At 34.8% G+C, this 11704-nt stretch carries 11 protein-coding genes and 1 pseudogene; 7 read left to right on the forward strand and 5 right to left on the reverse strand.

Translation table 11 applies throughout. The annotated features are described in order from the left end of the window. Positions 1–115 precede the first annotated feature (115 nt). The 3 genes from EG849_RS14015 (at position 116) to EG849_RS14025 (ending at position 4245) form a co-directional block, all read left to right on the forward strand. On the forward strand, positions 116–910 hold the full coding sequence (locus EG849_RS14015; protein WP_125013838.1) for a HipA family kinase: 795 nt from the start codon (positions 116–118) through the stop codon (positions 908–910). Next, a complete protein-coding gene (locus EG849_RS14020) occupies positions 888–1271 on the forward strand; it encodes a DUF3037 domain-containing protein (protein WP_125013840.1) in 384 nt (127 codons plus the stop codon). Before EG849_RS14015 ends, EG849_RS14020 begins: the two co-directional genes overlap by 23 nt. 127 nt (positions 1272–1398) lie before the next feature. Continuing rightward, positions 1399–4245 (forward strand): PAS domain S-box protein, encoded by a 2847-nt coding sequence (locus EG849_RS14025; RefSeq protein ID WP_125013842.1) that lies wholly within the window; start codon positions 1399–1401, stop codon positions 4243–4245. Between the two features lie 135 nt (positions 4246–4380). On the opposite strand, the gene EG849_RS14030 is transcribed toward EG849_RS14025, so the two are convergent. Together EG849_RS14030 and EG849_RS14035 are read right to left on the reverse strand one after the other, a co-directional pair. After that, entirely contained in the window at positions 4381–6357 is a 1977-nt protein-coding gene (locus EG849_RS14030; RefSeq protein WP_125013844.1) for an endonuclease, read from the reverse strand. Positions 6358–6460: 103 nt separating this feature from the next. Continuing rightward, entirely contained in the window at positions 6461–7360 is a 900-nt protein-coding gene (locus EG849_RS14035; RefSeq protein ID WP_125013846.1) for a lysophospholipid acyltransferase family protein, read from the reverse strand. Between the two features lie 102 nt (positions 7361–7462). On the opposite strand from EG849_RS14035, the gene EG849_RS14040 reads away from it, so the two are divergent. Continuing rightward, positions 7463–8086, forward strand: coding sequence for a rhomboid family intramembrane serine protease (locus EG849_RS14040; RefSeq protein WP_125013848.1), 624 nt, complete (start codon positions 7463–7465; stop codon positions 8084–8086). A gap of 195 nt (positions 8087–8281) precedes the next feature. Then, positions 8282–8974 (forward strand): SIMPL domain-containing protein, encoded by a 693-nt coding sequence (locus EG849_RS14045; RefSeq protein ID WP_125013850.1) that lies wholly within the window; start codon positions 8282–8284, stop codon positions 8972–8974. A 55-nt stretch (positions 8975–9029) separates the two neighbouring features. On the opposite strand, the gene EG849_RS14050 is transcribed toward EG849_RS14045, so the two are convergent. Further along, on the reverse strand, positions 9030–9746 hold the full coding sequence (locus EG849_RS14050) for a 3-ketoacyl-ACP reductase (protein ID WP_125013852.1): 717 nt from the start codon (positions 9744–9746) through the stop codon (positions 9030–9032). 145 nt (positions 9747–9891) lie between these two features. Between EG849_RS14050 and EG849_RS14055 the strand changes: the two genes are divergently transcribed. Beyond that, positions 9892–10275, forward strand: a complete 384-nt coding sequence (locus tag EG849_RS14055; protein ID WP_158611956.1) for a nuclear transport factor 2 family protein — start codon at positions 9892–9894, stop codon at positions 10273–10275. Positions 10276–10401: 126 nt separating this feature from the next. Next, a pseudogene (locus tag EG849_RS14060) lies at positions 10402–10638 on the forward strand (AIM24 family protein); the annotation flags it as partial. A 57-nt stretch (positions 10639–10695) separates the two neighbouring features. On the opposite strand, the gene EG849_RS15975 reads toward EG849_RS14060, so the two are convergent. Then, a complete protein-coding gene (locus EG849_RS15975; RefSeq protein WP_262680243.1) occupies positions 10696–10989 on the reverse strand; it encodes a transposase in 294 nt (97 codons plus the stop codon). An 89-nt stretch (positions 10990–11078) separates the two neighbouring features. Next, positions 11079–11600 carry a transposase gene (locus EG849_RS15980; RefSeq protein ID WP_262680245.1) on the reverse strand — a complete coding sequence of 174 codons (522 nt, stop codon included), beginning with the start codon at positions 11598–11600 and terminating at the stop codon, positions 11079–11081. Positions 11601–11704 lie beyond the last annotated feature (104 nt).

The following is an 11704-nucleotide window of genomic DNA, read 5'->3' on the forward strand; positions in this document are numbered from 1 at the left end:
ATTGAAAACAATATAAAAATACACCTTTTGGGTAGCTGTTTAAAATTCATATCGTAAATTTACAAGCGTATTTTGAGCGATCATTTTATCTCTTATTTTTGCCAAAGAATTGCCTATGAAAAATCTACTTTCTTTAAGAACTGTTAATGTAATGCGATATATCACGCCATTGCGAGAAGGCGGTTCGCTCCCTGCCCTTGCCGATGCTGATGATGATTTTAAATATGTTTTAAAATTCAAAGGAGCTGGTCACGGAATTAAAGCTTTAATTGCTGAATTAATTGGCGGAGAGATTGCTCGAATTTTAGAGCTTCCGATTCCTGAATTGGTTTTCGCAAATCTTGACGAATCTTTTGGAAGAACAGAAGCTGACGAAGAAATTCAAGATTTATTGCAAGGAAGCCAAGGAATGAATTTAGCGCTCCATTATCTTTCTGGCGCTATTAATTTTGATCCGGTGGTAACTGATGTTGATGCTGATTTGGCTTCAAAAATTGTTTGGCTTGATTCTTACATTACCAATGTAGACCGTACTTTCAGGAACACTAATATGTTGATTTGGCACAAAGAGCTATGGCTAATTGATCACGGAGCTTGCCTTTATTTTCACCATTCTTTCACCAATTGGGAAAATCACGCAAAAAGTCCATTTGCATTAATAAAAGACCACGTTTTGTTAGCCAAAGCAGCAAAATTAAATGAAATCGATATCTTATTTAGGTCTGTTTTAACTGAAGAAAAAATTCGATTAATCGTTGATTTAATCCCACAAGATTGGCTTGATTGGGAAGATGCTGATGAAACTCCAGAACACATTCGGGAGATTTATTTCCAATTTTTAAGTACCCGTTTAGCTAATTCAGAAATTTTTATAAAAGAAGCACAAAATGCAAGAAAAACACTTATATGAATATGCCGTGATTCGTGTGGTTCCTAAGATGGAGCGCGAAGAGTTCGTGAATGTAGGCATTATTCTGTTCTGCAAAAGAGAGCGTTTTATAAAAGTTATTTATAAAATAAATGAAGAAAAATTGCGTTCTTTTTCCAATGATTTAGATTTTGAACAGCTTGAAAAAAACTTAGAATCTTTTGAAAAAATAAGCCAAGGAAAAAAAGATGGTGGTCCGATTGCGCAATTTGATGTACCGTCAAGGTTTCGATGGCTCACTGCGGTAAGAAGTTCTGTAATTCAAACTTCAAGGCCACACCCTGGATTGTGCAGTAATCTTGATGATATTTCTTTACGCCTTTTTACTGAATTAGTATTATAAAATCTCTAACTTTGACTCATCACAAAAAAAATAACGACCAATTTTAGTTTAAGAGATAATTTAACAACTATCTTTATAATATAATAATTTATATTTTAGTCTTTTAAAATGCATACAAAATGCTCAAATGATTAAAAAAGAAAGTAAATTTTCAAGCGTATCAAGCTGGATTTTGTCACGACCTAAGTTGTCGGTTTTTTTCGTTTTCATTATCTTGGTTTCTGCCGTTACCTTTCTTGTTTCACAACGCTATTTAGTCATTAAGGAAAATGAGCGTCGTGAAATGTCAAATATTCTTCACGTTGTTCAGCAAAATATCAATCAAAACTTAAAAAATTCGTACACAACCGCACTCACGGTTGCTTTAACAGTGAATGATGAAGGAAAATCAGAAGATTTTGAAGCCATTTCCCAAAAACTAAAAAGTTCAAATTCATTTGTTGATGCTTTACAACTGCTTCCTGGTGGTGTGATAAAGTATGTTTATCCTTTAAAAGGAAATGAAGTTACCCTCGATTTTGACATTTTAAATACAAAACATTTACAAAAAGAGGCACTTGAATCTATTAAAACGAAAAAAATGTACTTTGCGGGTCCGTTGAACCTAAAGCAAGGCGGCGTGGGCGTTGTAGGTAGGCTTCCTATTTTTAAAAAGAATAAGTTTTGGGGGTTTTCAGCAGTAGTTGTCAATTTGGAAACACTTTTAGAAGCTTCTGGAATCAATTCAATTGACGATTCAAAATACTATTTCCAATTTTCAAAAATCAATCCTTTAACCGGAAAAGAAGTTTTTTTCCTTTCCAATAAAAAGAACTTCAGTGATAAAACTTTTCTAGAAGTGTCAATTCCTGATGGCAATTGGAAAATTTATTTAATCAACAAAAGTCGTTACGGAATATTTTTTGATTTGCTTCCTTCTTCAATCTTAGGTTTATTATTTGCTTGTTTTTTATCGCTTTTTATTTATTCTCTATTAAAAAAACCATCTGAATTACAAATTCTTGTTCATGCTCAAGCTACAAAATTGCTCACTAATGAATTTAAATTCAAAACCATTTTTCAGCAAGCCGCTGTGGGAATTGTTCACGTAGATACCTTGACAGGAAAATTAATTGAAAGCAATAAAAAATTCAGTCAAATGCTAGGTTACAGCTTTGAAGAATTAGTTACAAAATCGTTTAGAGACATTACTCATCCAGATGATTTTGATGAGGATACTGAAAAAATGGAAGCTTTAAAAAGTGAAAAAATCAGAAGCTTTTCAATACAAAAAAGATATGTTCATAAAAACGGAAGCATAATTTGGGTGAATAAAACAACTTCTCCCATCTGGAAAAAAAACGAAAAACCGTCTACGCACATCTCTATAATTGAAGACATTACCCAACAAAAAATATCTGAAGAAGCAATTATAAAAAGTGAATTTCGTTTTAAAAGTTTGTTTGAAGATTCACCAATTGCTTTGTGGGAAGAAGATTTTTCATTGCTAAAAAAATATTTAGACGAAAAGAATTTTAGCCAAAAATCAGAATCTGAAATCAGGGAGTATTTAAATTCAAATTTAGAGTTTGTAAGGCACTGCATTTCGTTGGTAAAAATAATCGATATTAACAATGAATGTCTAACGCTTCACTATCCAAAAACCCGTGAAGACTTAATGTCTCAGTTAAATAATGTCATCAATAATGATGCAATGGATACTTTTAAAGAGCAAATTTTGGCTATAGTAAAAGGAAAAAAAACACTTGTAATTGATTCAAAAGTAAAAAGGGATAACGGAGAATTTAGGGATATTTCACTGCGCTGGAATTTGATGCGCGGGCATGAAGAAACCTTAGAAAGAGTTATTATTTCTACCGAAGATATTACTGTCCGAAAAGCTTCTGAAGAAATTATAATTCAATCGCAAAAAAAAATAGAATCTTTAATTGATACCATTGATGGAATCGTTTGGGAATGTGATTATGACACTTATACTTTTACTTACGTCAATAATAAAGCAGAAGAAATCACGGGTTACAGCAAAGAAGAATGGATGAGTGACGGAAATTTTTGGGGAAACACAATTCATCCAGAAGATCGTGAATGGGTGATTAACTTTTGCTCTTTTCAATCCAAAACGAATCCAAGATATGACTTTGAGTATCGAATGATCGCTAAAGACGGTTCAATTATTTGGATTCGCGACATTGTAAATGTCATTAAAGAAAACGGAAAACCTGTTACTTTAAAAGGAATCATGATTGATATTTCAGAAAGTAAACAAGCCGAAAAAGATTTAAACAATTCATTTGATTTAGTGACAGAACAAAATAAAAGACTTTTAAATTTCAGTTATATTGTTTCACATAATTTACGTTCGCACACAAGCAACATTCAATCCATTGCTACGTTAATTGAAACGGTAGAAAGCGACGAAGAACGTTTACAATTAATCAATATGCTTCAAACTGTTTCAAACACCTTAAACGAAACGTTATATAATTTAAATGAAGTAGTTAATATTCAAACAAATATAAACTTGATTATTGAAAATTTAAATTTATCTAAAAATATAAATAAAACGATAAATATACTTTCTGAACAAATTCAATTTAAGAAAGCAATGATTCAAAATAAGGTAAATCCAGATGTTTTTGTAAACTATAATCCTGCTTATCTTGAAAGTATTTTACTGAATTTTATTTCTAATTCACTGCGTTACAGCCATTCCGAAAGAACACCAACGGTTACATTGAAGAGCTATAATGAAAATGGAAAAACGGTTCTTGAGATTTCTGATAACGGAATTGGTATGGATTTAAAGAAATATGGCGACAAACTCTTTGGTATGTACAAAACTTTTCACGAGAATCCAGATTCAAAAGGAATTGGCTTGTTTATAACTAAGAATCAAATTGATGCAATGGATGGAAATGTGTCTGTTGAAAGTGAGCCAAACGTGGGTACTACTTTTAAAATTCACTTTAATTAAGACAACTTAAAAAAATTAGTAATTACAAATTTAGATACTATTTATTTCAGCCATATAAATGTACTTAGGAATTATTTTAACATAAAAAGCGAATGTTTAACCATTCGCTTTTTTATTTAAGTAATCAAATGTAATCTATTGTATTACAATCTTTTTGACTGTCGTTTTACCTTCTGAATATATTTTTCCAATATAAATTCCTGAAGCCAAATTTAAAGGAATTGAGGTCGTTCCGTTGAACTCAGTAACTATCATTTTTTGTCCTGAAACCGAGTATATTTCTAGTGTAGCATTTGCATTTATTCCTGCAATAGTAATTGAATTTCTTGCCGGATTTGGATACAAAACCAATTTCAATTCATTGTGATTTTCATTAGAAAGCGTGAAGGTTTGACCTGCATTGGCTCCCCAAATATAACTTGCCAATTCTGGATAATCAATGAACGGATTTCTGTTCCTTTGCCACGTTTGGATGTAATTATTTCGGTTCATTTCAAAATCATCCGCAGGATCTGTTGTATTCCATTGAAGTAGCGTTTCTAAATCACCTAACTGTCCCATTGTCGAATCCGCAGGATTTCCGTTGACAACCTCCAAACCATTGTATCTTACTGCCATGTAAAAAACGGCACGAGCCACATCCCCTTTCCAGCTTCCTTGATTTCCTGAGAAACCATTATAATCCGTCAATCCAAAATCTCTATTGTTTCTCGAACTATTTTCTGGTCCATCTTCAGCTCTCAAATGATGCGCATCAGCATGACCATGAGCCAAACTATCTGCGCTGGAATAAACCCACATATCAAAGCCATCGGCAGTACTCGAAGTGCCTCCAGCATAGCCGCCTCTTGACTGCGGATAAATGTGTTCCCGATTCCATCTCCCTGTACTACTACTCTCTTCTAATTGGTATAAAAATTTGGCACGATTCACTTCTTTATACATCAACCAAACTTCATTGCTATTTAAAGGATTTTGATCTGCTTTCTTTAAAATTTCAACACTATCACCATAATTATGAGACCTTACCACTGCTGGATTTGCAATAATATCTTGCAAGGCTTGCTTCAATTGAACACCTGATTTTCCGTTTAAGGAATCATAATAACCGGCAGGAATTGTATTGGCAACAATTCCATACGTAGGATTTAAAGGAGTTCCCCAAGGAGCAACTGTAAAATCATTATCAATTACCCGGACTTCCACATCATCATTCATTCTAATAAAACCAAAAGGGAGTGTTCCAAATTTTATTTTGACCAGTTCATCTCCTTCGTCTAAATTATCATCAACAATTTGAATCGTGGTTGTAAAAGAGGAAGATCCAGCCAGAATTGTAACTGTTGTATTTCCGATAAAATCCGAGGTATTAAAAGTTTCATTGTTTAAAGAAAAACTAAAAGTCACAGTACTGGCAACAGCAGTCTGCGTGGTAAAAGTAATAGAAAAACTTTGCCCTTCATTATATTGTTCTCCTGAAGTGCTGATGGTTACTCCATTAAAAACAACACCGCTACCGTCGTTATTTGCACCAGGAGTTGGAGTTTTCGCTTCGTACGTTCCATCAGGTTTTCTTTGGATAGAATTGACTTGTGAAAGTGCCGTTGTGGTTCCTTCTTTAGCATAAGGAGGGTTGCCTAATAAAACCAACAATTCAGACATTTCATCGCCAGTATGCGTGCCGTGTCCTAAAGCAGTAACTAAATTTGTCGTTGTGGCAAGAGTTCCTAAGGGAAAATCATCATACGTTCCTTGATAAACAGCCACTGCATCAGGACCGTTTTGAATAGCTGCATTTGAAAATATTTTTGCAGGAACTGGAGCTACTCCAATGTTTCCAACTACAACAAGACCATTGATATCTGTAACCAATCCGTTTAAGCTTGTCGCAAAATAACTCTTGTTACCGGTGCTTGCAGAGGCATTGTTACCGTTGAAGAAGACCATTACATAGCCATCCAGTGAAAAATTGGGAGTTGCCGTTTTTAATTCCACAAACTCCTTTAAATCAGCACCAGGAGTATCTGAATCAATTTCATTAATTACAATTTGTCCATAAGAAAAGGAACTCGCCAAAGAAAGGATAAAACCTAAAAAGTATTTTTTTATCATTAGGGAAATTTTTACCAAAAATAAACATTAAACCTTGAATAAAAGCAATTTAACATTAAGCAAGTGTTAGCTAAAAATTATTATAGCAAAAAAAATACCGATATTACATCGGTATTTCAGTTTTTTCTTCGCTTTTTTCAGCATATTTCCAGCGTTTGTGTGTCCAAAGATAATATTCCGGAGCTTCTAGAATTTGCGCTTCCACCATTCTCAAAAACATATCAGTAATTTCATAATTCGGAACCTCTTTTGGATTATCAACCATTTCCACAAATGTCGCTTCATAATAACCACGTTTGATCTTTTTTCCTTTCACAAAAATCACATTCATATTCATTCGCTTTGCAATCATCTCACCACCTGTGTGAACGGGAACTTTAATTCCAAAAAACTCAGCCCAGTGAAATGCTTTTGAAGCTTTTGGAGATTGATCCATCGCAAAACCGTAAACACCTTTAATTCCTTTTCTTTCGTTGGAAACAATCACGTTAATCGTTTCTTTGGTATCAATTAAATCGGCATCAAATCGAGAACGAATATCTCTGATTAATTTATCAAAATATTTATTTTTCAACTTTTTATAAATCCCAAAACCTTTAAAACTAATATGTTTGTTCATCGAAACCAGCCATTCATAACTGGAATAATGCGCACACAAAATAGCAATACTTTTGCCTTGTTTTTCCATATTTTGATACACCCCTAAATTGGTAAATTTAAAACGTGCATACAGTTCTTTATCCGAAATGTTCATCGTTTTGATCATTTCAAAAAATCCATCCACAAAATGATGAAAAAATTTCTTTTCAATTAAACGGCGTTCTTCCTGAGATAAATGTGGCAATGCAATCAAAAGATTTTCACGAACCGTCTTTTTTCTATACCCAATAATTCTGTATATCAATATGTAAGTACAGTCAGAAAAAAAATAAAGTACTCGAAACGGCAACATGGAAATCAGCCAAAGAATCGGATATAAAATAATAAAAATCAATAATTGCATTCGGAAGGTGTTTTTGCAAATATAAGCATTACGCACAATATTAATACAACACTTACAAAGGATACAAAAACTGTTCGTATTTTTGCCCTCAAAATTAATTTTATGGATATTTCGCTCATTGCTATCATCGCCATCAACTGTCTGGTCAGCTTTAAAGGCTTCAACGACAAGCTTTTTTTCAGAAAATATGAATTTCACGTCGGAAGCATTCGTGCCGGGGAACAAATCAGAATGTTTACTTCCGCATTTTTGCACGTTGACATTGCCCATTTAGCCTTTAATATGTTGACCTTGTATCTTTTTGCACCTTATGTCATTATGAATTTAGGAATCCTTCCTTTCCTTATCATTTATATCGGAAGTCTTGCTTTTGGCAACCTTCTCACTATGTTTTTCCACAAAAATGATTATAATTATCGAGCCGTCGGCGCTTCTGGAGCCGTAATAGGAATCGTGTATGCCGGAATTTTATTGGAACCACGAATTGAAATTTATTTTATGCCCGGTTACGTTTTCGGAATCCTTTATCTATTGTATTCGATCTACGGAATGCGCAACAAAAGCGACAACATCGGCCATACCGCACATTTTGGAGGCGCAATCGGCGGTTATGCGATTACCATTTCTCAGGTTCCGTCATTGGTCACTGAAAACACCTTTACTGTAATTTTGTTAGCCGTTCCCATCATCATTTTATTTATCATGGCAAAATTAGGCAAGCTTTAAAATGATTTTGAACGAATGTCCAGTACTTTTTTGCCGTCCGTTTTCCTGCTGGATTCACTATCTTTTGTACTGAACCCCAGCACAAAAGGATAGTTACAGCCATCAGGGTTAGCCTAAAAGCCATTTTAATAGCGGTCAACTTTCAAACATTGGCACGCAATTTGAAAAACGTATTAAAAATAAATACAAAACACTATGAAAAAGACAGTTTTAGTTTTAATGGCAGTCGTTATGACAACATTATCAAATGCACAAGAAATCAAACAGGTTCCGCAAATCAGCGTTTCGGGGGAAGGAAAAATAAAAGTAACGCCAGATTATGCCATCATTTCCATTGGTGTTGAAAACACCGGAAACGATGCTGCAGAAGTTAAAAAGAAAAATGACCAAACCGTTGATGCGGTCATCAAATACTTAAAAGGATTGAAAATTGCAGCCGCAGATTACCAGACAAAACAGGTATACCTGCACAAAAATTATGATTACAACAAGAAGAAGACTTCTTTTATAGCTTCACAGCAAATTTCAGTAACCCTGAGAGATTTGACAAAATACGACACCATGATGATGGGTCTTGTTGATACCGGAATCAATAACATTCAAGGTGTGGAATTTAAAGCTACAAAATTGGCACAATATGAGTCAGACGCCCGAAAAGCGGCTGTGGTTAATGCAAAAGCCAAAGCAACAGATTATGCAGTGGCTTTGAACCAAAAGATCGGGAAAGCAATTTTAGTTTCAGATAATTCTCAAACCAACTTTCCACAGCCAAGAATGTACGCCATGGCTTCAATGAAAGAAAGCGCAGATGGAATGCCGCAAGAAACATTGGCGATCGGAGAGATTGAAATCACATCAAACGTTTCCATCAGTTTTGTCTTAGAATAAAAAAACTTAAATAAAAAAAAAGAGTTGCAATTAAAAATGCAACTCTTTTTTTGTTTTATGGATTAGTCGACCATAAAGAAGCTGATTTTAACATTGCTCTTCGGTTTAATTTTAATTGCGCTACTACCAATTCTGCAAAATCTTCTGCTTGCAAAACTTTGTCCGGATTACCGTCAGTCAAGTTTAAAGATAATGACATGTCTGTGGCAATGGTGCTTGGCGTCAATGTTGAAACACGGATATTGTGCTTTCTTACTTCCATCATCAAAGCTTCGGAAAAACCTACCACTGCAAATTTTGAGGCAGTATACGCTGTGGTATTTGCGTTGCCACGAAGACCAGCAGTAGAAGCCACGTTGATAATATCTCCTGTATTTCTTTCTACCATTTTCGGCAATACTTCATGCGTCACATTGTAAATTCCCATGACATTTACATTCAAAATTTCTTGCCATCTCACCGGATCCATTTCAAGGAAACTTCCAAATGTAGCTGTTCCCGCATTATTAATTAAAATATCAATGTGTCCAAAGGCTTCCGTTATATAAGAAATTCCTCTTTTCACATCCTCTAAATTAGTTACGTCAAAAACAGAATGAATTGCTTTCACGCCAAATGCTTGCAACGCTGCCACTGTCTCTAAAAGAACATCTTCATTTCTCCCAGTGATGGCAACATCAACGCCTTCAGCAGCTAAAGCCAATGCTGTTGCTTTGCCCAGACCTCTGCCTCCTCCTGTAATTAATGCTTTTCTTCCTTGTAATTGTTCCATGATTTTTATATTGAGAAATATTTGCTTGCAAATTTACGTATTACGTCTGCTTTTGGATTTAAATTTTACCTAAATTTTTATCAGATAAGTTTTAATTTTTTTTTTCATTATTTATATGAAAATAATTATTAAATTTAGGTTCCCAATGTCTAATACAATACCTAGAACTCATCAAGATGTAATTCTTCAAGCTGAAATAGAATTACTTAAAGCGTTGACCAACAATGATAAGGAATTGCTCGAAAAAGTAATTCACGAGGATATTGTGTACACAAACGAAAACGGAGAAACTTTCATTGGAAGGAATAAACTTCAAATTAACGATATGAAAGTCATGAATATTACTTTTCTTGAAATTTTAGAAAGAGAAATAAATATTTTTAATAACGTGGCTATCGTGAATACATTAGAAAAAAGAGATGGCACTTTTCTGGGTATCGCATTTAAGGCAAATTATCGCGTTACCAGAACTTGGAAATTCTACGGAAAAAGATGGCTTTTAATAGCAGCCAGCACCGTTTTAATTTAGTTCTTATTTTCAAATTACTTCATGCAATTTTCGTAGGCCGACCAAAATCATCACTGCTGTTATTTTAAATCTCTACAGATTCGTTTATTTTTTCTAAATTTATTGTGCAATCAAAAATAGTTAAAAATGACATCACACGAAATCGATTACCAGATTTTTGGAGAAGAAATGCAATATGTTGAAATTGAATTGGATCCGCAGGAAGCTGTTGTGGCTGAAGCAGGAAGTTTTATGATGATGGACAACGGCATTACAATGGATACTATTTTCGGCGACGGTTCGAATCAAACCCAAGGCGTAATGGGAAAATTATTTTCTGCCGGAAAACGTCAGGCTGTGAAAAAACTCCATTTCATTTCCATTTTGCAAGGATTTGCTGTTCCCAGACTTTCATGAATACCTTTTTAGCGATGCTGTTTTTTAGTTTGCGAATACAAATTGATTTCCAAAAGAGCTTGAAAAAAGCTTAAAACACGTCCATTTTAGAAAAAGCCAGACTTTGGCCTTGTAAGGTGATTTCCAGATCTTGAGTCTGGCAATCAGATCAGGCACGCCCCGAATATTTACCGCGCGCTTGATGTTGTAGACCAGCATAATCAGGCTGTGTTCTCCATTTACTTTTTGCAGACCCGTCAAGTTGGTGTGGTTATAGCCCCACTGGCGCTTTATGGTACCAAAAATGTGTTCATTGATCTCTTGTCTAGTTCGGTACAATTGCGGGTTTTCTTGATAGCGTTTATTGTTTTCTTCAACGGCATCCCCATATTCGCTTCGGTCTATTTACTCATTCGTTTTATTTGTTTTTAAAGGTATTCGTGATTCGCTTCGCTTAATTCCCTTCCTGCTGATCTACTGGTGCATAAATGTTTGACGGGACATTCCTTGCAGGCTGGTGTTCGGTATTTTTTAAATTGATAGCCACTTTGCTCGGTTCTACCACTTTTCTTGTGCCATCTTCCCGTGGTTTTTAAAGTTTCACCTTTGGGACATATATAGGTATCATCAGATTTATTGTATTGAAATTGAGCGACCAAATATTCGGGTTGTGTAGCACTTTCTTTGCTTCTTCCTGGCGTGGGATGGGCAACAATGGTGGTGATATTATTTTTTTTGCATTGGTCGATTTCGCGTCCATTGTGGTAGCCTTTATCTACTAAAACGGTCAGGGTTTCGACTTGCAAATTCTCTTTGGCTTCCAAAGCAATCGCTCCTAAGGCATTTAAATCGTTCCGATTGATGGTGTGGGTAGCTATAACTAAATTATGTTTATTGTCCACCGCTGCTTGAATGTTGTAACTCACTTCTACCACAACTCCTTGTACCAAAAGGGCTCGTGCATCTTGATCAGTGGTACTAATCTGGGGTTTCCGCTCTCCTTTAGTTTTTCAGCCAATAGTTCATAGTTGATCCTATTGGTTTTCAACCGCTC

Source organism: Flavobacterium macacae, assembly GCF_003865365.1.
Taxonomy (GTDB): Bacteria; Bacteroidota; Bacteroidia; order Flavobacteriales; family Flavobacteriaceae; genus Flavobacterium; species Flavobacterium macacae.

Bases quoted from the DNA above. Each gene is read 5' to 3' on its own strand.
- EG849_RS14015 (WP_125013838.1), top strand. From the start codon at position 116: ATGAAAAATCTACTTTCTTTAAGAACTGTTAATGTAATGCGATATATC.
- EG849_RS14020 (WP_125013840.1), top strand. From the start codon at position 888: ATGCAAGAAAAACACTTATATGAATATGCCGTGATTCGTGTGGTTCCT.
- EG849_RS14025 (WP_125013842.1), top strand. From the start codon at position 1,399: ATGATTAAAAAAGAAAGTAAATTTTCAAGCGTATCAAGCTGGATTTTG.
- EG849_RS14030 (WP_125013844.1), bottom strand. From the start codon at position 6,357: ATGATAAAAAAATACTTTTTAGGTTTTATCCTTTCTTTGGCGAGTTCC.
- EG849_RS14035 (WP_125013846.1), bottom strand. From the start codon at position 7,360: ATGCAATTATTGATTTTTATTATTTTATATCCGATTCTTTGGCTGATT.
- EG849_RS14040 (WP_125013848.1), top strand. From the start codon at position 7,463: ATGGATATTTCGCTCATTGCTATCATCGCCATCAACTGTCTGGTCAGC.
- EG849_RS14045 (WP_125013850.1), top strand. From the start codon at position 8,282: ATGAAAAAGACAGTTTTAGTTTTAATGGCAGTCGTTATGACAACATTA.
- EG849_RS14050 (WP_125013852.1), bottom strand. From the start codon at position 9,746: ATGGAACAATTACAAGGAAGAAAAGCATTAATTACAGGAGGAGGCAGA.
- EG849_RS14055 (WP_158611956.1), top strand. From the start codon at position 9,892: ATGTCTAATACAATACCTAGAACTCATCAAGATGTAATTCTTCAAGCT.